The organism is Streptomyces sp. NPDC008313, from assembly GCF_042956125.1.
Classification (GTDB): Bacteria; Actinomycetota; Actinomycetes; order Streptomycetales; family Streptomycetaceae; genus Streptomyces.
Window position 1 is genome coordinate 61,376 of the sequence record NZ_JBIBFR010000032.1, and the last position, 19,117, is coordinate 80,492.

The 19,117-nt window shown below is 70.4% G+C and carries 16 protein-coding genes and 1 other RNA gene; 12 read left to right on the plus strand and 5 right to left on the minus strand.

Annotation, left to right across the window (positions count from 1 at the left end; translation table 11 throughout):
• Positions 1–10 precede the first annotated feature (10 nt).
• The 4 genes from ACFY93_RS31375 (at position 11) to ACFY93_RS31390 (ending at position 3,524) form a co-directional block, all read left to right on the plus strand.
• A complete protein-coding gene (locus tag ACFY93_RS31375) occupies positions 11–1,189 on the plus strand; it encodes a S41 family peptidase (RefSeq protein ID WP_391365283.1) in 1,179 nt (392 codons plus the stop codon).
• 30 nt (positions 1,190–1,219) lie between these two features.
• The gene (gene smpB, locus ACFY93_RS31380) at positions 1,220–1,756 is read left to right on the plus strand and encodes an SsrA-binding protein SmpB (protein ID WP_391365284.1); all 537 of its coding nucleotides are present in this window, start codon (positions 1,220–1,222) and stop codon (positions 1,754–1,756) included.
• 177 nt (positions 1,757–1,933) lie between these two features.
• Positions 1,934–2,303, plus strand: a transfer-messenger RNA (tmRNA) gene (gene ssrA, locus ACFY93_RS31385).
• Positions 2,304–2,474: 171 nt separating this feature from the next.
• Positions 2,475–3,524: a PHB depolymerase family esterase gene (locus ACFY93_RS31390; protein ID WP_391365285.1), complete on the plus strand. Its 1,050-nt coding sequence runs from the start codon at positions 2,475–2,477 to the stop codon at positions 3,522–3,524.
• A 75-nt stretch (positions 3,525–3,599) separates the two neighbouring features.
• Here the strand turns inward: ACFY93_RS31390 and ACFY93_RS31395 are convergent, their stop codons facing one another.
• Both ACFY93_RS31395 and ACFY93_RS31400 read right to left on the minus strand, forming a co-directional pair.
• The gene (locus ACFY93_RS31395) at positions 3,600–4,610 is read right to left on the minus strand and encodes a substrate-binding domain-containing protein (RefSeq protein ID WP_391365286.1); all 1,011 of its coding nucleotides are present in this window, start codon (positions 4,608–4,610) and stop codon (positions 3,600–3,602) included.
• 220 nt (positions 4,611–4,830) lie between these two features.
• A complete protein-coding gene (locus ACFY93_RS31400; protein WP_391365287.1) occupies positions 4,831–6,198 on the minus strand; it encodes an MFS transporter in 1,368 nt (455 codons plus the stop codon).
• Positions 6,199–6,314: 116 nt separating this feature from the next.
• Between ACFY93_RS31400 and ACFY93_RS31405 the strand changes: the two genes are divergently transcribed.
• From ACFY93_RS31405 to ACFY93_RS31430, 6 genes are all read left to right on the plus strand, one after another.
• Positions 6,315–7,322: a LysR family transcriptional regulator gene (locus tag ACFY93_RS31405; RefSeq protein ID WP_391365288.1), complete on the plus strand. Its 1,008-nt coding sequence runs from the start codon at positions 6,315–6,317 to the stop codon at positions 7,320–7,322.
• Positions 7,323–7,997: 675 nt separating this feature from the next.
• Entirely contained in the window at positions 7,998–9,092 is a 1,095-nt protein-coding gene (locus ACFY93_RS31410) for a hypothetical protein (protein WP_391365289.1), read from the plus strand.
• Positions 9,092–11,305 carry a glycosyltransferase gene (locus ACFY93_RS31415; protein WP_391365290.1) on the plus strand — a complete coding sequence of 738 codons (2,214 nt, stop codon included), beginning with the start codon at positions 9,092–9,094 and terminating at the stop codon, positions 11,303–11,305. The genes ACFY93_RS31410 and ACFY93_RS31415 overlap by 1 nt, the downstream gene beginning before the upstream one ends.
• Before the next feature lie 203 nt (positions 11,306–11,508).
• Positions 11,509–12,765, plus strand: coding sequence for an acyltransferase family protein (locus ACFY93_RS31420; protein ID WP_391365291.1), 1,257 nt, complete (start codon positions 11,509–11,511; stop codon positions 12,763–12,765).
• Positions 12,766–12,873: 108 nt separating this feature from the next.
• Positions 12,874–13,305 (plus strand): hypothetical protein, encoded by a 432-nt coding sequence (locus ACFY93_RS31425; RefSeq protein WP_391365292.1) that lies wholly within the window; start codon positions 12,874–12,876, stop codon positions 13,303–13,305.
• A 290-nt stretch (positions 13,306–13,595) separates the two neighbouring features.
• The gene (locus tag ACFY93_RS31430) at positions 13,596–14,531 is read left to right on the plus strand and encodes an ADP-ribosylglycohydrolase family protein (protein ID WP_391365293.1); all 936 of its coding nucleotides are present in this window, start codon (positions 13,596–13,598) and stop codon (positions 14,529–14,531) included.
• Between the two features lie 114 nt (positions 14,532–14,645).
• Here ACFY93_RS31430 and ACFY93_RS31435 read toward each other — a convergent pair whose 3' ends face one another.
• Positions 14,646–15,365 (minus strand): tellurite resistance/C4-dicarboxylate transporter family protein, encoded by a 720-nt coding sequence (locus ACFY93_RS31435; RefSeq protein WP_391365294.1) that lies wholly within the window; start codon positions 15,363–15,365, stop codon positions 14,646–14,648.
• Between the two features lie 227 nt (positions 15,366–15,592).
• Here ACFY93_RS31435 and ACFY93_RS31440 point away from each other — a divergent pair, with 227 nt between their 5' ends.
• Both ACFY93_RS31440 and ACFY93_RS31445 read left to right on the plus strand, forming a co-directional pair.
• Positions 15,593–16,681, plus strand: coding sequence for an IS630 family transposase (locus ACFY93_RS31440; protein WP_391365295.1), 1,089 nt, complete (start codon positions 15,593–15,595; stop codon positions 16,679–16,681).
• Between the two features lie 327 nt (positions 16,682–17,008).
• Positions 17,009–17,302 (plus strand): hypothetical protein, encoded by a 294-nt coding sequence (locus tag ACFY93_RS31445; protein WP_391365296.1) that lies wholly within the window; start codon positions 17,009–17,011, stop codon positions 17,300–17,302.
• Positions 17,303–17,504: 202 nt separating this feature from the next.
• On the opposite strand, the gene ACFY93_RS31450 is transcribed toward ACFY93_RS31445, so the two are convergent.
• Both ACFY93_RS31450 and ACFY93_RS31455 read right to left on the minus strand, forming a co-directional pair.
• Positions 17,505–17,873, minus strand: a complete 369-nt coding sequence (locus ACFY93_RS31450; protein ID WP_391365297.1) for a hypothetical protein — start codon at positions 17,871–17,873, stop codon at positions 17,505–17,507.
• A gap of 89 nt (positions 17,874–17,962) precedes the next feature.
• Positions 17,963–19,117: restriction endonuclease fold toxin (locus tag ACFY93_RS31455; protein ID WP_391365299.1), on the minus strand; the 1,155-nt coding region annotated here is incomplete at its 5' end.

Here is a 19,117-nt window from a genome sequence, read left to right on the forward strand (position 1 = left end):
ACTCACCGGCATGTCAGGCCCGTCCGACCTGTTCGCCGAACCCCGCCGCATCCGCCGCGGGGCCGCCCTGACCATGGTCTTCGCCGGTGTTCTCGTCACCGGCGCCGCGACCGGCTCGCTCCCGGACGAGGGCCCGGACGCTGCCCGCGAGGCCTCCGCCCCCGCGCGGACCGCCCCGGCCGGCCACCGCCAGGCGGTCGCCGACGCCGCCGCCGAGGCCATGGCCGACGGCAAGTCCCCCGTGGAGGCCGCCGAACGGGCCGTGAGCCGCAGCGGGGACCGCTGGGGCGCCGTCTACTCGCCGGGCGACTTCGAGGAGTTCGAGGAGGCCATGGACGGCCGGTACACGGGCGTCGGGCTCTGGGCCGCGCGCACCGGGGACGGGCACATCGCGGTCATCCGCGTACGGTCCGGGTCGCCGGCCGCCGAAGCGGGCGTGCGCAAGGGCGACCGGCTGCTCAGCGTCGACGGCCACGACGTCGACGGCAGGCCCGTCACCGAGGTCGTCTCCTTACTGCGCGGCGACGCCGAGGACGCGGCCGCCGGCACGACCGTCTCGCTGGGCCTGGAACGCGGCACGCGCGCGTGGCGCCAGACCCTGCGCCGGGCGCTGCTGTCCACGGAGCCCGTGACCGTGCGCCGGCCCGACTCCGCCGTCACCGTGATCAAGGTCGCCGCCTTCACCAAGGGCTCCGGGGACCGGGTGAAGGACGCCGTCGCGCGCGCCCCCCGCGAGGACGGCATCGTCCTCGACCTGCGCGGCAACTCCGGCGGACTGGTCACCGAGGCCGTCACCGCCGCCTCCGCCTTCCTCGACGGCGGCCTGGTCGCCACGTACGACGTGCGGGGTGACCAGCGCGCCCTGCACGCCGAGCGCGGCGGGGACACCGCCAGGCCCCTGGTCACGCTCGTCGACGGCGGCACGATGAGCGCGGCCGAGCTGCTCACCGGGGCCCTCCAGGACCGCGGCCGCGCGGTCGTCGTCGGCTCCCGGACCTTCGGCAAGGGCTCGGTCCAGATGCCGAGCCCGCTGCCCGGCGGCTCGACGGCCGAGCTGACCGTCGGGCACTACCGCACCCCGTCGGGGCGCGGCGTCGACGGCCGGGGCATCACCCCGGACCTGGAGGCCGACGACGAGGCCGTGCAGCGGGCCGAGACGGTATTGAGTGGCCTCGGGGACCCCTCGTAGTGCGAAAATGGCCGCACTATGGCCAAGGGAATGTACGTACCGAAAGAGTCGCAGCCCAAGCAGGGTGGCACCAAGGACACCGGCAGGTCCAAGGACGGCAAGCGCAAGATCGTCGCGCAGAACAAGAAGGCGCGCCACGACTACGCGATCATCGACACCTACGAGGCGGGCATCGTGCTCACCGGCACCGAGGTGAAGTCGCTGCGCCAGGGCCGTGCCTCGCTGGCCGACGGGTTCGTCCAGATCGACGGCAACGAGGCGTGGCTGCACAACGCCCACATCCCCGAGTACTTCCAGGGGACCTGGACCAACCACTCGGTGCGCCGCAAGCGCAAGCTGCTGCTGCACCGCGAGGAGATCGACAAGCTGGAGTCGAAGTCGCAGGAGACCGGGCACACCATCGTGCCGCTGGCCGTGTACTTCAAGGACGGCCGGGCGAAGGCGGAGATCGCGCTGGCCCGCGGCAAGAAGGAGTTCGACAAGCGGCAGACGCTGCGCGAGAAGCAGGACCGGCGCGAGTCGGACCGCGCCATCGCGGCGGCCAAGCGCAAGCAGCGCGGCGAGTAGCACCGCCCGCGCGAGCCCCGTGCGGCACACCGCGGCCGGACCGCCGCACCCCGGGGAAGCCCGCCGGGAATACGCTGGCACCGGCCCGCCCCGGTCACGTACGATGGCGTCAGCACCTCACAGCGGGTGCGGGCGCGAACCCCTCGACGCAGGGGACGCGGTTTGAAAAATCAACATGGGGATGATCGGTTTCGACAGCGGCTGTCGAAGCAGGGGAAGCGTGTCGAGGAAGCGGCAATGATCTCGTAAACCATATGTCGCAAAAAATAATCGCCAACACCAAGCGCGATTCCTTCGCCCTCGCTGCCTAAGTAGCGACTCGCGAAGTGTCAGCCCGGGGCTGTTCCCGACCCGGATCCTGGCATCAGCTAGGGAACTAAACTTCCAGGCCCGGTCACGGGACCTGGGAGGAAATCAAACAGTGACTGGGCCCGTCGGCGACTTGTTCGCGTGATCGCCGGGGCCGAGAAAATCGCAGCGAACTGCGCACGGAGAAGCCCTGATTCTGCACCGTTGGACGCGGGTTCGATTCCCGCCATCTCCACTCATCCCATGTGCACGAAGGCCCCCTCGCCGACCAGGCGAGGGGGCCTTCGTGCGTCCGCCTCCCCGCCGGCCTCCGGGCTTCCGTGCGTGACCGCGGCCACACACGCGACGGCCGCGTTGTGGTGTCCCCCTCCATGTCGGGGAGTGGTTCACGCTTCTACGGTCCCTCCCCATGACCCCCACTCCCATGACCCCCACTCCCATGACCCCCACTCTCCCCGTGACCGCCCCCACCCGGACCCGAGCCGCGGCACGCCGCTCCCTCCGGCCCGTCGCCCTCGTGGCACTCCTCGCCGCCCTGCTCTCCGTCCTCCTCGCCCCGGGACGCGCCGCGGCCGCCTCGCTCCAGGAGGTGACCGGCTTCGGCACCAACCCCGGCGCCCTGAAGATGTACCGCTACGTCCCCGACGGGCTGCCCGCGGGCCGGCCCGTCGTCGTCGCCCTGCACGGCTGCACCCAGAACGCGGCCGGCTACGGCACCGCGAGCGGCTGGACCGATCTCGCCGACCGGTGGGGCTTCTCCGTCGTGCTCCCGCAGCAGCAGACCGCGAACAACATGTCGTCGTGCTTCGACTGGTTCCAGAGCGGCGACATCGAGCGCGGCCGGGGCGAGGCCGCCTCCATCGCGCAGATGGCCGACCGGCAGCTCGCCGACGTCTCCGGCGACGCCTCCCGCGTCTACGTCACCGGCCTCTCCGCCGGCGGCGGCATGACGGCCGTGATGATGGCGGCGTACCCGGAGAAGTTCGCCGCGGGCGGCGTCGTCGCCGGGCTGCCGTACGGGTGCGCGCAGGCCGCGGGATCGCCGTACGTGTGCATGTACGTCGGCGCCACCCAGAGCGCCGCCCAGTGGGGCGACCGGGTGCGGGCGGCGCGGCCCGGGTACGACGGGCCCTGGCCGGCCCTCACCGTCTTCCAGGGCACGGCCGACTACACGGTGAAGCCCGTCAACATGACCGACCTGACGGCCCAGTGGACCGACGTCCACGGCGCCGACCGGACCGCGGACGTCAGCGACACGGTGGCCGGCTACCCGCACCGGGTCTACCGGGACGCGAACGGGGACACCGCCGTGGAGACGTACAGCGTCACCGGCATGGGCCACGGCCAGCCCGTCGACCCGGGAACCGGCACCACGCAGTGCGGGACCGCGGGCGCCTACGTCCTGGACGTCGGCCTGTGCGCCGCCTACCGGCTCGGACGGGCCTGGGGCCTCGGCTGACCCCGCCGCCGGCCGCCTTCGGCCCGCCGTCCCGGCCCGCCGTCCCGGCCCGGCGCCCGCGGGCGCCGGGCCGGGTCACAGCCCGGCCCGCCGTGCCGTGCTGGACCGTTCCGTCAGCCGGGGCGGCAGCAGCGTCGCCGCCGGGACGGTGGCGCCGGCCAGCTTCCTCATCAGCAGGTCCACCGCGCCGGCGCCCACCTCGGCCGACGGTACGGCGACGGAGGTGAGGGGGATGCGGGCCCCGTCCGCCAGCTCGTCAGGACAGATCGCGGTGACGGACAGATCGCCCGGCACCCGCAGCCCGAGCGACTCGAACGCGTCGACGAGGGGCTCCAGCACCGGCTCGTTGTGCACCACGACCCCGGTGAGCGCGGGCCGCTCCCGCAGCAGCCGCTCGGCGACCGCCCGGGCCGCGCCGGGCGCGGCCCCGCACGGGCGCACCGACGAGGACAGCCCGTGGCGGTCGGCGGCGGCCGTGAACCCGCGCACCACGCGCTGCGCGAACCCGGTCTCCCGCACGTACACCTCGGGCGGCGACCCGACGAGCGCCACCACCCGGTGCCCGAGCGCGGCCAGATGCCCGACGCACAGCTCGCCGGCCGCCTGGAAGTCCAGATCGATGCAGGTGAGACCGGCGGGATCGGCCGGGAAGCCGATGAGCACGGACGGCCGGTCCAGGGTGCGCAGCAACGGCAGCCGGGGGTCGTGGAGCTGGACGTCCATCACGATCAGCGCGTCCACGAGTGCCGTGTCCGCGACCCGCCGCATCCCCTCCTCGCCCTCCTCCCGGGTGAGCAGCAGCACGTCGTGGTCGTGATGCCGCGCGGCCGTCACCACGGACCCCGCGAAGCGCATCACCACCGGGACGTGGATACCGGCCCGCAGCGGCACCACCAGCGCCAGCACCTTGGCGCGGCTGCTGGCGAGCGCTCGCGCCCCGGCGTGCGGCCGGTACCCCAGCTCGCGGATGCTCGCCTCGACGCGCTCGCGGGTCTCGGAGGAGATGGGGCGCTTGCCGCTGAGGGCGTACGAGACGGTGCTGGGGGACACCCCGGCGTGCCGCGCGACGTCCGTGATCTTCACCATGACCGCATCACCGGCTCCAAGTCCTGTCCGTGTTCCCGTCGAAGCGCTTCGACGGGGGAAGGTAGGCGTGTGTCGTGAGCGCGTCAATGGGGTGCGCGGAACCGGGGCGGATGCGCGGGGGCGGGCCGCTCCGCGGCTGCGTCGCCCCGCGCCCCGAGCCCGTGTCCTGCGGTCGCGGGTCGCGGGTCGCAGGTCGCGGGTGGCGGGTCGCGGGTCGCGGCTACGCGGCCGGGGTGACCGGGGCCGTGGCCGTGGCCGCCTTCCGGTGGCGGGACGCCGTTGCCGCCGACATCAGCAGCGCGACCCCGGCCGCCGTGACCGGGACCCCGTAGCCCGCCGTCGCCGACCCGTGCTCTACCGCCCAGCCGCCCGCCGCCGAACCGCAGGCGATCCCGCCCAGGAGCCCGGTCACGGCGAGGGTCATGCCCTCGTTCAGCCGGCCCTCCGGGGTGCGGCGCTGGACCAGCGTCATCCCGGTGACCATCGTCGGCGCGGTCGCCATCCCGGCGACGAGCAGGGCCCCGGCGAGGACGGCCAGAGAGCCGGTGAGGCGCGCCGCGAGCAGGGGCAGCGTCAGCAGCGCCGTCATCGCCGCCACGCACAGGGGAAAGCGCCGCTCGGCGGGACCGCCCGGCTTCAGCGCCCCGTACAGCAGGCCCGCCGCGCACGAGCCGGCCGCCTGCAGCGCCAGGACGACTCCCGCGGCGGACGCGTGGCCCCGCGCGTCCGCGTAGGCGATCGTGACGACCTCCATCGAGCCGAAGACCGCGCCGGTGGCGAGGAACGCGGCGAGCAGCGGCGGCATCCCGGGGGCGCCGAGCGGCGACCCGGCGGCCGTACGCCGCCGCACGGGGGGCTCGGTCGAACGCTGGGCCGCGAAGACCAGTACGCCGGACATCAGCAGGACGACGCCGACCAGGGTGCCCGCCTCGGGGAAGAGGGCCCCGCACAGGAAGGCCGCCAGCACCGGGCCGAGCATGAAGCACAGTTCGTCGGCGGCCTGTTCGAAGGAGTTCGCGGTGTGCACGCCCGCGGGGTCGTCCTTGAGGAGGTGCGCCCAGCGGGCCCGGGACATGCCCCCGGTGTTGGGTGTCGTGGCGGTGGCCGCGTACGCCGCGAACAGGGTCCAGTCCGGCGCCCCGTACCGCACGCAGAGCACCAGGGCCAGGGAGCCGAGCGCGGCGAGGGCCGTGGCGGGCACGGCGATCCGGGCCTGTCCGTGCCGGTCGACGAGGCGGGCGACCCACGGGGCGACCACCGCCGTCGCCGCCAGTCCCGTCGCCGTGACGGCCCCGGCGAGCGCGTACGACCCCCGTGCCCCGGCGATCATGATGACGGCGCTGACGCTGAACATCCCCATCGGCAGCCGTGCGATCAGGTTGCCCGCGGTGAAGGCGCGGGCGCCGGGCACGGTGAACAGACGGCGGTAGGGATTGCGCGGGCCCTTCGCCGCGGGCGCGCTCCCGGGCGTGGAGGCGGAGGGTGACGAGGCTGAGGTGGCGGACGGGGACTTGGGGCACGTGGGGGACTGCGGGGAGCGGGAGCGGGAGCGGGAGCGCGGGGCGGCGCCGGGTTCGTCGTACGGCATGACCTCACCGTCGCCCGAGGCGGATCAAGGGGTCCAACACCTGTTCCGTGCCGATTGACGCATCCGCGATGTGAATCCCCGTGGCGACCGGCACACCCGCGCTGTACCTTCGCCGGATGCCCGCCACCCCGCCGCCGTCCCGAGCCGCCCACGCGCGCGCGTCCGTCGACCCCCGGCTGCTGCGCGCGTTCCTCGCGGTCGCCGAGGAGCTGCACTTCACACGGGCGGCGGCGGCACTGTACGTGGCCCAGCAGGCCCTCAGCCGTGACATCCGCCGTCTCGAAAGGGAGCTCGCGGCGGAGCTGTTCGTGCGGACGACCCGGCAGGTGACGCTGACTGCGGACGGCGAGCGTCTGGTGCCGTACGCGCGCCGGGTGCTGGACGCGCAGGAGGAGCTGCTCGCGGCGTTCGCGGGCGCCGGGGCCGCGCGGCCGCTCCTCGTCGACGTCAACAGTCCGGGGCTCGTCTTCGAGCGGATCCTCGGCCGGGCCCGCGAACTCGCCCCGGACCTGGAGCTGATGGCGCGCTTCGAGAGCGGCCTCACCGGCGCCGCGGCGGAACTGCTCGCGGGCCGCCTGGACGCGTCGTTCGGCCGGTACGCGGGACTGGACCCGGCGGTCCGGGCCCGGCTCGGCCAGCAGCCCGTACGGTACGAGCCGATGGCCGTCGTCCTGCCCGAGGACCATCCGCTCGCCGCGCTGGAGGCGGTGCCGCTGGCCGCGCTCGCGGGCGAGACCGTGTACGCGGGCGCGGGGAACCCCCGGACGCTGGAGTGGACCGACCTCGCGGCCCGCCTCTTCGAGGGGCGGGGCATAGAGATCGCGGAACCGGCCCCGCTCGCCGTCGGGGTGGACGAGTTCGAGCGGATCATGGCCAAGACGCGGACGCCTGTTCTCGCCGTGGTGGACTTTCCGGTCATGCCCCGAACTGTCCTGAGACCACTGGTCGATCCGGTTCCGCTGTCCCCGGTGTCCTTGGTGTGGCGCGAGGGCCTGGCCCACCCGGGGATCGACGCCCTCAGACGGGCCGCGACGGAGCTGTCCGCTGCGGAAGGATGGCTTACGCGTCCTTCGGATGGGTGGATTCCGGCCACAGATGCACTCATCATGATGAGCCGTCATTGACTCACCGCGCGCGGAGCGCCCGGCTGCGATACATTCGGCTCCCGGGCGCACTGTGGTAGTGGGGGGCGCTCGGACCGGGTGGGGGCCTGGTCCGTCGGAAAACGCGAATGCCCGGTATCGCGTCGCGCACCCACTTTTCTGTCCCGTGGGGGGATGCGCGTGCGCGAGGAAATCTGGCGTGAAGACGCCCAACCGAACCGGCGTGAATCAAGTCGGCCGGGGTATCGGGCGAATCCCGGCGGCGTCGGCCCGTCGCCCCTCTCCGGAGCCGGCCGGCAGGTGACGTGGCCGGCCGCCGCCGGAAGCACGACTTCCTGGGCGGCGGTGGGCGGCGGGGCGGAATCCGGCCGGGAGAGACCCACGGAAGCGCAGCCTCCGGCCGACGTGGCACGGCCGGTGCCGGAGGCGTCCCCACCTCCCGACGTACCGCCACCTCCCGACGTATCCACGGAACTTGGGGCGTCCCCACGTCCCGAGGCATCCCCGCGCACTGAGAAGCCGCCGCGTCCAAAGGCCTCCCCGCCTCCCGGCGTGTTCTCGCGCCCTGAGGCCTCCCTGCCTCCCGGCGTGTTCTCGCGCCCTGAGGCCTCCCCGCCTCCCGGCGTGTTCTCGCGCCCTGAGGCCTCCCCGCCTCCCGACGTGTTCCCGCGTCCCGAGGCGCCCCCGCCTCCCGGCGTGTCCTCGCGTCCTGAGGCGCCCCCGTCTTCAGGGGCGGGCGCGGAATCCCCGACGGCGGCCTTCTCCGCCTCCGGCTTCGGCTCGGCCCGCCCCTCGGGCCCGCCCCGCGACCCGGCGCCCGTGGAGGCGTCCGACGTCGACCGGGCGCTCATCGACGCCTCCGAGTTCGACCGGAGCTACGCGGCCGCGAAGGCCGGGGGGCCCGGCACGGCGGACGGCGTCGCGGGGACCGCGCTGCTCGGCCGGACCCCGGTGTCCGGGAGGACGCCGGGTGGGCGGGGCTCCGACGGCGGAAGCGCGGGGAGCCGTCCCCCCGACGTCCAGGCGCCGTTCGTCCCGTCGCCTGACAGGCCCTCCTGGGAGGAGTCGGACGAGCCGGGCCACACCCACGACCCGCACGAGGTCACCATCCAGCTCGACGGCGCGGGCCGGCAGCTGGAGGACTGGCTCGTCCAGCAGGCCGACGGCGCCCCGGGCGCCGCGGCCCGGGACGGCTCGGACGGACCGGTGTTCGTCGACGAGTCGGGCCGCCGCAGCCGCACGTTCCGCCGTCTCGGTGTGCTCGTCGGACTGGCCTGCGCGGTGTACGCGGTCGTCATCGTGGCCACCCTGATGTCCGGCAACTCCAGCGCGCCCTGGATCCCGGTGCCGGGCCAGGAGGAGGAGCAGCCGGCCGGGCAGGTCGAGACCACCCCGCTGCCCACCGACTCGACCGGCCCGTCCGGCTCCGCCGAAGGCACCCCGAGCCCCGGTACGACGGCCCGCGACGGTACGGCACCGTCGCCGGGCGCCAGCTCCTCACCCGGTGCCTCCGGCGGCGCGGTCCGGCCCGGCACCTCCAGCGGCACCGGGCCGTCGTCCCGTGCGACCACGTCCGCGCCCGCCAAGGGCAGCAAGGACGCGGACCCGCCCAAGTCCTCCCCGGTCGCCGACCCGCCGACCCCGGCGGACCCCAGCGGCGCCACCTCGCCCGGCCCGTCCGCGTCCGCGGCCTCCGGCAGTGCGGCGAACGTCGCCGGCGGCACCCTCGAACCCGCTCCCGTCGAGCCGCCGGGCACGACCAGCTCCCCTTCCCCGGAGAACATCGTCTGATGGCATCCCGCACCAGCCGCCGTCACCACCCCGCCACCGGCAACCGACGAGCGGCTCCCCAGGCACGCCGCCGCAGGCTGCCCCTGCGCTTCGTGCTCCCCGCGCTCGTCCTCGCCGCCATGGTCGCGATGCTCATGCTGCGCGGCTACGTCCACAGCGAGATCCTCGCCGACCACCGCATCCGCCCCGGTACGGCCACCGGCGAGGTCCCGCAGGAGATCCTCGACGGCGGGCCCGTCATCGACACCCGCAGCGGCCGTGAGACCAGCCTGAGGGTGCCCGACCACCGGCTCGTCCTCACCTTCGACGACGGCCCCGACCCCGAGTGGACCCCGAAGGTCCTCGACGTCCTCAAGAAGCACGACGCCCACGCGGTCTTCTTCGTCACCGGCACGATGGCCTCGCGCTACCCCGATCTCGTCCAGCGCATGGTGGACGAGGGCCACGAGGTCGGCCTGCACACCTTCAACCACCCCGACCTCTCGTACCACTCCACGAAGCGCATCGACTGGGAGCTGTCCCAGAACCAGCTGGCGCTGGAGGGCGCCGCCGGGGTCCGTACGTCCCTGTTCCGGCCGCCGTACTCGTCCTTCGCCGACGCCATGGACGACGAGTCCTGGCCCGTGACCAAGTACATCGGCAGCCGCGGCTACCTCACCGTCGTCAACAACACCGACAGCGAGGACTGGAAGAAGCCGGGCGTCGACGAGATCATCCGCCGGGCCACGCCCGAGGGCGGCAAGGGCGCGATCGTCCTCATGCACGACTCCGGCGGCGACCGGCACCAGACCGTCCAGGCCCTGGACGCGTTCCTGCCCGGTCTGCAGAAGCAGGGCTACACCTTCGAGAACCTCACCGACGCGCTCGGCGCCCCCAGCGCGCTCACCCCGGTCACCGGACCCGACCTGTGGAAGGGCAGGGCCTGGGTGTGGGCGGTCCAGGCGTCCGAGGACACCACCGGCGTCCTCGTCGTCGGCCTCTCCGTGATCGGCTTCCTGGTCATCACCCGCTTCGGCCTGATGCTCCTGCTCTCCGCCGTGCACGCGCGCCGCGTCCGCCGCAAGGGCTTCCGCTGGGGCCCCGCCCCGGTCACCGAACCCGTGTCGGTGCTGGTGCCCGCGTACAACGAGGCCAAGTGCATCGAGAACACCGTCAACTCCCTGATGGCCGGCGAGCATCCCATCGAGGTCATCGTCGTCGACGACGGCTCCGGCGACGGCACCGCCCGGATCGTGGAGGCCATGGGCCTGCCGAACGTCCGTGTCGTGCGCCAGCTCAACGCGGGCAAGCCGGCCGCGCTCAACCGCGGCATCGCCAACGCCAGTCACGACATCATCGTGATGATGGACGGCGACACGGTCTTCGAACCGGCCACCGTCCGCGAGCTGGTCCAGCCGTTCGCCGACCCGAGCGTCGGCGCCGTCGCGGGCAACGCGAAGGTCGGCAACCGCGACACCCTCATCGGGGCCTGGCAGCACATCGAGTACGTGATGGGCTTCAACCTCGACCGCCGGATGTACGACATGCTGCGCTGCATGCCGACCATCCCGGGCGCGGTCGGAGCCTTCCGCCGCACGGCCCTGGAGCGCGTCGGCGGCATGAGCGACGACACGCTCGCCGAGGACACCGACATCACGATGGCCCTGCACCGCGACGGCTGGCGGGTCGTCTACGCGGAGGACGCGCGCGCGTGGACCGAGGCCCCGGAGTCCGTCCAGCAGCTCTGGTCCCAGCGCTACCGCTGGTCGTACGGGACCATGCAGGCGATCTGGAAGCACCGCCGCGCCATCGTCGACCGGGGGCCCTCCGGCCGCTTCGGCCGCGTCGGACTCCCGCTGGTCTCCCTCTTCATGGTCGTCGCACCGCTCCTGGCGCCCCTGATCGACGTGTTCCTCCTCTACGGCGTCGTGTTCGGCCCCACCGGGAAGACGGTCGTCGCCTGGCTGGGCGTCCTGGCGATCCAGGCGGTCTGCGCGGCGTACGCCTTCCGGCTGGACCGCGAGCGCATGACCCACCTGATCTCGCTCCCGCTCCAGCAGATCCTCTACCGGCAGCTGATGTACGTCGTCCTGCTCCAGTCTTGGATCACCGCCCTCACCGGCGGCCGCCTGCGCTGGCAGAAGCTGCGGCGCACGGGCGTGGTCGGGGCACCGGCACCGGCACCGGTCGCGAAGGAGCCCCGGCCCGCCATGGACCGGAGGCCGATCGGATGAGCACGTCCCCGCCCGACGCCCCGTGGCCGGTGACGAACCCGGGGCCGCCCGACACCCCGTGGCCGCCCGACGCCCCGTGGCCGGTGACGAACCCGGGGCCGCAGCGCCCCACGTACGACGAGACCCACGCCGGACCGTCCATCCAGGGACCGACCATCCCGGGATTCAGGGACGGCTCCGCGGCAACCCAGAAAGCCTCTGACGTGACCGCACCTGTCCTGCAGTACGACGCCGGGGAACCGGCACCACCGGCACCACCGGCTCCCGCCGAGAAGACCCCGCGGGGGCCCGTACGCGACCGGTACTTCGACCTGCTGCGCGCGATCGCCCTCTTCCGCGTCGTCCTCTACCACCTGATGGGCTGGGCCTGGCTGCCGATCGCCTTCCCGTCCATAGGCGTGATGTTCGCCCTCGCCGGCAACCTGATGGCCCGCTCCCTCAAGCGCCCCGCCGTCCAGGTGGTGAGGAGCCGGCTCCGCCGCCTGCTGCCGCCGCTGTGGCTGCTGGGCGCCATCGGGGTCACCGGCATGGTGATCCAGGGCTGGGGTCCGGGCGCCGAGGACCACCCCGGCTGGTGGTGGATCCATCTCGCCTACTGGGTCGTCCCGTTGAGCGACCCGCCGTCGCCGGAGTCCCTGCCCGGCATCCACGGCTTCCTCGGCGAGTCCTGGCCGGTCGACATGGCCGGACCGCTCTGGTACATCCGCGCGTACATCTGGTACGTCCTGCTCTCGCCGTTCCTGCTGAAGGCCCTGCGCGGCATCCCCTGGACGACCATCCTGATGCCGATCGCCCTGTCGGCCGGCTTCGAGTTCGGCTGGCTCACGATTCCCGGCGAGCGGTTCCCCTCCGCCCTCACCGACTTCAGCACCTTCGGCGCCTGCTGGATCCTCGGCATGGCCCACAAGGAGGGCATCCTCCAGCGCCTGCCTCGCTACGTCGTCCCGTCCGTGACCCCGGTCATCGGAATCCTGGGCCTCTGGTACGCGACGACCCACGGCTTCGCCCCCGGCAACGACCTTGACGAGATCCCCTTCGCCCAGGCCCTCTGGTCCTTCGCCACGGTCCTGCTCCTCCTGCACTTCAGCCCCACCTGGACGGAGTGGCCGCGCCTGCTGCGCCGCTGGGACCGGGTGATCACCCTGCTCAACTCACGCGCCGTGACGATCTACCTGTGGCACAACCTGTGCATCCTGGTCGCCGCGACGATGTGGGACCAGCTCTGGGGCTTCGACGTGATGTGGATGCACTTCTCCTGGCTCCTCAACAGCCCCTGGCCGGTCCTCGCCTTCGCCTGGATCCTCGTCGGCACCTGCATCGTCTGCTTCGGCTGGATGGAAGACGTGGCCGCCAAACGCCCCCTCCAACTCTGGCCGGACGGCGCGGAACGCAAGCCCAGGAGGTCCTTGAGGCCCCGGCCGCCCCGGCAGCCCCGGTCGACCGGAGGCCACCGCGCCTGAGCCGGTGGACTCCGGCGTCGACCCGACTTCGCCACAGCTGGCTCGAGAAAAGGGGAATGCAATGGCAAGTCGTTTCAAAGCGATATCTGTTCCGGGAGTCGGATTTCTGTGACGAGATCAGTCGATATCGATCTTGAGTTTCAACGGGTGCTCGATGTGGGCCTGACTGTGCGCCGCTTGTTCAGAAGCGGGATGAATCCGCTCGTCCATGGCGAAGTCTGCTACCTTCTGAATGACGACGGTCTGTTCGACTGGCGGAGGGAGCAGTCGCCTGACCTGGAGGGAATCGTCTCCGAGCTGGGGCAAGCCCGACGGGACGACGCGATGGTCGGGATTTCGCTTCTCTTCCCGGATTCGCAACATGGTGGCGACTTCCTGTTCCACCCGGGGCGCACCATGATTTCCTGTGTACTCAGCATCAACCCTAAGCTCCTGTCGGGGTCGTCCCGGTTCTGCGACATCGGCTGGTACCTGGCGCACCTGATACCGATTTTCGCACCTTTGGGATTGACGGAGTTCGAGGCGCGAGATTCGATGTAGCCGGACCTACCGGACATGTTCGCCCGCTTTGTATCCCAGTAGGCTTCCCGCAGAGGGATGGTGATGCAGGGCGATCGGATGAATATTTCCTCGAAATTTGGTCAGTCCTGGAGGAATCATTCAAGAAAAGAACTGCCATCACCATGGATTGGGAAAAAGCGACAAAGTGCGCCGCTATGTTTCGCGACGCCTCTTGGGCGGTGGCGCTGGAGCGGTGGGTGCGAATATTCCCCCAAGCCGCGCCAGGTGACCGAACGCTGCCACGCGGGCGGCGCGGATAGTCTGCGTGTGTGGAGCGGATTGAGCGGGCCCTCGGTGTTGTCGTGGGGGCGGCGGTGGGGGATGCGCTGGGCGGGCCCTTCGAGTTCGGGCCCGCGGGCGCGTTCTCCGCGAGGTTCCCGAACCTAGGGGCCGGCGGGGAGATGTGTGGAGGCGGTGGCTGGGACCCCGGGGAGGCCACCGACGACACACAGATGGCTGTTCTGGTCGGGGAGTCGCTGCTGGAGCGGGGTGGGCTGGACCTGCCGAACATGTTCGCCCGCTTTCAGCAGTGGGCGGCGGGCGAGCCCAAGGACATCGGCCTCCAGACCGAGGATGTCCTCACCAACGGGATGCCCTGGGACCTCGCCGCCGCGGTGCACTTCCAGGTCAACCAGCGGGCGGCCGGCAACGGCTCCCTGATGCGGGCGTCGACCTCAGCCGTCCACTTCGCTTCCATCGGCCAGTCCGCCACCATGGACGCCGCCCGGCGCATCGCCGCCCTCACTCACGGCGACCCCGCCGCATGGGAGGGGACCGCGATCTTCCACGAACTCGTGCGCGTCGCGTTGGAAGGCGGTGATCCTCTACGCCAACTCCCGAGCGTCCTGCGCCTTGTCCATCCCGATCATCGTGCGCGCTACGCCACCGTTCTAGCCCCCGACTGGCATCCCGACCAGGCGACCGAGTTCAACGGGGCGGTCTGGCCCTGCCTCGGGTCGGCCGTCTGGGCCCTGCGCTGCACCGGCGGCTTCGAGGACGCGATCCGCGCGGCGATCGACCTCGGCGGCGACACGGACACCGTCGCCGCGGTCACCGGAGGCCTCGCGGGCGCCCGTTACGGCATGGACGCCATCCCCCTGCGCTGGACCGAGTCGCTTCACGTACCCCTGCCCGGCTTCGGCGGACGGGTGCTGCGCCTGGCCGACCTGACCGATCTCGCCCGCTGCCTCGCCCTCGGGGCGTGAGGGCGAGGGTGATTGGCAGATTTGGGTCAGGCACGGCTGCGGTGACCAGGGGTTGGCGGGGGCGGGGATGGCCCAGATCTGCCAATTGCCGAAGGAGGGGCGGTGAGCGGGCCCTTACCGGTCCTGGGGCGGGGTGGTGGCTGCCTCGGGGCTGGGGGACGGCTGGGGGCCTGGGGTGATGAGGGCGTGGAGCATGGCGAGGAGGACCAGGGCCCAGGTGGTCAGGGCTACCCAGAGCCAGGTCTGGCCGATCCATTCCACGATGGGGAGGTCGTCGGCGTGGCCCAGGTACATGCCGGCGACGGCGTACATGCCGAGGGGGAAGACGATGCTCCACCAGGTCGGCTCGTAGGCGAGCGGCACCCGGTGGACCCAGTGGCGCCAGACGCCGACCGCGACCAGGACCGGGATGAGCCACGTCGCGAAGCACCAGAAGACGACCGACAGGCCGGCCACCAGACCCCGTACCGCGTCGACCATGGGAGTGCTCTCCATCTCCACGATGCGTGAGCCGGCCACCACCGTGATGGCGACCGCGCCCATGGAGACCCAGTACGGCGGGTCGAGTTCTCGGGGCTCCAGGGGGTAGAGCATCAGGCGCAGGGCGACGAAGAGCGCGGACGCGGCGTAGAGGACGCAGCCGACCGACCAGGAGAAGACCGCGACGATGGCCAGGCCCTGGTGTGCGCTCGGGTGGTGGGGCTCCAGGCTCGCGGCGGCCGTGGCGACCGACTGGCTCGCGACCACCCAGATGAACCAGGTCCCGTTGGCCGCCGCCACGACCGGGCGTTCGCTGCGGCCCAGGACCGCCGCCCACGGATCCCGCCACAGCACCCAGCCACTCCCCTGACCGGTAAAGAATTTCGCTGGCCAGGGGCAGGTCCTTCCCGCGACGACGGGCAGCTCCAGACCCACGCCCTCCCGGGCCCAGATTTACCAAGCTTCCCGTCACGCGGATCGCGTTCTCGAAGCCAGCGGTGCCGCGCTGGGCCCAGACTGCTGACCCGAGGACGGGCTAGTGTCCTGAGTCGTTAGTTCGCTTGCGCTTGTAGGGTGGGGTGATGCCTGGCCCGAAGCCGTTGCCGCTGGAGTTGTCCGATTGCGAACGCAGGGTGCTGCGGGGCTGGTTGCGCAAGCAGACCGCGTCTCAGGCGCTGGTGCTGCGGTCGAGGATCGTGCTGGCGTGCGCGGAGGGCCGTCCGAACGCGCAGGTCGCGGATGACCTGGGTGTCTCGCGGGAGACGGTGCGTAAGTGGCGGTCCCGGTTCGCCGCGGACCGGCTGGAAGGTCTGGTAGACCGGCCGCGTCCGGGAGCCCCGCGGAAGATCACGGACGAGCAGGTCGAAGCCCTGGTCACCACGACGCTCGGCCAGGCGCCACCGGCGGGTGATTCGCACTGGTCGACGCGCTCGATGGCCGGGGCGGCGGGCATGTCGCAGTCGGCCGTCTCGCGGATCTGGCGGGCGTTCGGCCTCAAGCCGCACATCGTGGAGACGTGGAAGCTGTCGACCGACCCGCAGTTCGTGACCAAGGTCCGTGACGTGGTGGGCATTTACTTGTCTCCGCCGGAGAACGCCCTGGTCCTCGCGGTGGACGAGAAGTCGCAGATACAGGCCCTGGACCGAACTCAACCGGTGCTGCCGATGGCACCGACCACGCCGGCGAAGATGACCCACGACTACGTCCGGCACGGCACGACCAGCCTGTTCGCCGCCCTGGACATCGCCTCCGGCTCGGTCATCGCCCAACACTACCGCCGCCACCGCCACCAGGAGTTCCTCCGCTTCCTGAAGGTCATCGACGCCGCCGTCCCCAAGAACCTCGAACTCCACCTGATCCTGGACAACTACGCCACCCATAAGACCGAGCCGGTCAAGAAGTGGCTGCTCCGACACCCCCGCTTCCACCTGCACTTCACCCCCACCTCGGCGTCCTGGCTCAACCTCGTCGAACGCTGGTTCGCCGAGCTGACCTGCCGCAAACTCCGCCGCTCGGCACACCGCAGCGTCACCGAACTCGAACGCGACATCCGCGGCTGGATCAACGAGTGGAACAAGAACCCCAAGCCGTTCGTCTGGACGAAGACCGCCGACGACATACTCGACACCCTCGCCGCATACTGCACACGAATTAACGACTCAGGACACTAGACCCTCGGTTGAACTCGGCAACCTCGCTCAAGTTAACAATAAAGAGGCCCCGGCAATATTACGGTAGACACAGGACGTCCACTATGAGCCGCTCCGTCGATGTTGAGTCTATTCCCTGCCACGCGGACCTACTGTCATCCACACCACCCCTCTCGATTCATCCACCACTTACTGATTACCACCCCTGGCCAGCCACGCATCGAAAAGTGATGTTGCCAGCCAATGGCCAGTCACTAGGGCGAGATGCTGTGCAGAGACTCCCGATCCTCCGTGCGAGGGACGGAGAGGGTCGGCCCCACGCGCTAGAAGAAGGGCCGTAGCATCAACATGCAGCGGTTCACCTGTCTGAACATGGCCATCGATCTCACCATCGACAGCAGCATGCAGCAACGTGAACCCATTGAATTCTTCATGCACATCACAGCCGGCATCCAGCAAGTCTCTGAGCTTGAGCAAATCGTCCTGCTCAAGAGCGAGACGAGCTTCCGACATTTCATGTTCCACAGAGACTCCAGAATGGAGCGAAATCCGGCTCGCCACATGGCGTCGATCACGCCGTGTCGGCCCGGGCGATCAACAAAACCCACTTTATGGAGTCACTATGTCTTTTCTCCCGCCTGAACCCGGACGCCGTGATCACTCCAGTCACGCAAAGGTCACCACATCCTGCGAGTCTCATCAGGACGCTGAGACAGCCGCTCGGACGCGACCCAACCGCAGCCGGTTTTCCTCCAGCCACTCCGAAGTAACGTCGATCGGGACGGCCGAGTAGACCCTTGCGCGAGGCGGCTCAGGATGTACCACCCGGCCCAGGTACGTAAGGCTAGAACGGTCCGAGGTACTGATGCCGCTCGTCAGAATTGACCACGTACACGGCGCCACCACGGATCTGCCACTCGACCATCCCTCCCATCTCGGCCGTGACCAAGAACAGTCCTTGCACGCCAAAGTCGTCCTCGCCCGAGTTTGGAAGGGCTGCGATTTCGACTAGTTGATCGTACAGCCACGAGACATCCCCCTCCTGAAGATCACCTCCGTAAAAGGCAAATGATGTCCAGTTGACCGACTTTCCCGGAAAGCCCCACCCTCCCGAATAATGACCGTCGGAGCTCTTCGCAACGATTTCCTTGACGCGAGTCAAATCATCCCGAGCGAACTCGACCCACCCTCGGACGGTTACATACACAGACATTATTCATTCCCACCGCTCGCGAGCGCATGGAGCATAATCCAAGTTTTCCCCATGCGCCTATCATACCTTCCGACCATCAGTCCACAACTCTACGGAACTATAATCGGTTCCGTATCGATGACTGCTGGCATGTTGTAACGCTGGGAGTACCTTCTTATGGCATCGACCACTCCCGCTCCAGGGGCTCCGTCAAACTGAAAGTAGGGAACTCTTCCTGTCGTCTTGGCCATTTTGAACGTTGCTTGCGCCTGCTGGCGGAACTTTTTCCCCAATCTGAAGCCAGCAGGTTTTGCCTGTGCGACGTACGTGTCACTTACGGCGTCGAATTCGCGACCTTCCGGATCGTTCTCGAATTTGACGCGCGACTCGCCCCTGAGTCGAACGGCTAGCTCATCCGCCGAGGCATCAGGTTTGTTGACCTTTACCAGGCTTCCCATGCCGCCATTGACCTCAGACGTAGAGCCACTAGCGGAAGAACCTTGTGCTTCTCGGAACGCCTGCCCGAGCCCGTCTGATCCCGATTTCAGATAGGGCGCACCGAGAGCAGCGATCCCAGCCCCACCCGCTATTTGAGCTGCGCCGATCGGGCACAGAATTCCGGTTCCACACTCGACGACACCAGTGGCAACCAAGAACGCGCCGCCTCCCACCCCGATGGCTCCGGTCATGGTATCGATGAAGCTTGACCAGAAGTCGCCGCTGCCAAAGAGGCTAGAAAGAAAATTCCCGCCGTTACTGCTCGAGTCTCCAGGCCCCGTGATCGGCTTGCAGATTTCGGCTGGCCCGGTTCCGCTGCAGGAGTAGCGCTGCCCGCTGGCGGTGTTGCCATTGCTATCAGTGACAGCCGTTCCCTTGGGATAGACGCCAGCATCTATGAGGTCATCCAGAAATCCCTTGCCGCCGTCTTTGCCCCAGTCGAGGTTCGAGCAGGTCTTTGGGTCGCAGCCGCCGCCGGGGTCGAGGTGGCGCGTCAGGCCGGTGGGGTCGCTCGCAGTGGCTGGGGCGTTGTTGGCGTAGCTGTAGCCGTTGAGGGACTGGTGCTGGTCGAGTGTGAGCACTGGGTCGACGCTGATGAACTGGCCGAGTCCGGGGTCGTACTCGCGGGCGCCTACGTGGGTCAGGCCGGTCGCGTCGTCGGCCGGCTTGCCGAGGAAGGCCTTGTCGTCGGGCCAGTTGCCGGCCTTTGTGCCGCGGGGGCCGCCGAACGGGGTGGAGTAGCGCTTGGTGACCGCGTAGGTGACGGA

Coding starts and splice junctions, on each gene's coding strand:
- ACFY93_RS31375 (WP_391365283.1), top strand. CDS start 11: ATGTCAGGCCCGTCCGACCTGTTCGCCGAACCCCGCCGCATCCGCCGC.
- smpB (WP_391365284.1), top strand. CDS start 1,220: ATGTACGTACCGAAAGAGTCGCAGCCCAAGCAGGGTGGCACCAAGGAC.
- ACFY93_RS31390 (WP_391365285.1), top strand. CDS start 2,475: ATGACCCCCACTCCCATGACCCCCACTCCCATGACCCCCACTCTCCCC.
- ACFY93_RS31395 (WP_391365286.1), bottom strand. CDS start 4,610: ATGGTGAAGATCACGGACGTCGCGCGGCACGCCGGGGTGTCCCCCAGC.
- ACFY93_RS31400 (WP_391365287.1), bottom strand. CDS start 6,198: ATGCCGTACGACGAACCCGGCGCCGCCCCGCGCTCCCGCTCCCGCTCC.
- ACFY93_RS31405 (WP_391365288.1), top strand. CDS start 6,315: ATGCCCGCCACCCCGCCGCCGTCCCGAGCCGCCCACGCGCGCGCGTCC.
- ACFY93_RS31415 (WP_391365290.1), top strand. CDS start 9,092: ATGGCATCCCGCACCAGCCGCCGTCACCACCCCGCCACCGGCAACCGA.
- ACFY93_RS31440 (WP_391365295.1), top strand. CDS start 15,593: ATGCCTGGCCCGAAGCCGTTGCCGCTGGAGTTGTCCGATTGCGAACGC.
- ACFY93_RS31445 (WP_391365296.1), top strand. CDS start 17,009: ATGCAGCGGTTCACCTGTCTGAACATGGCCATCGATCTCACCATCGAC.
- ACFY93_RS31450 (WP_391365297.1), bottom strand. CDS start 17,873: ATGTCTGTGTATGTAACCGTCCGAGGGTGGGTCGAGTTCGCTCGGGAT.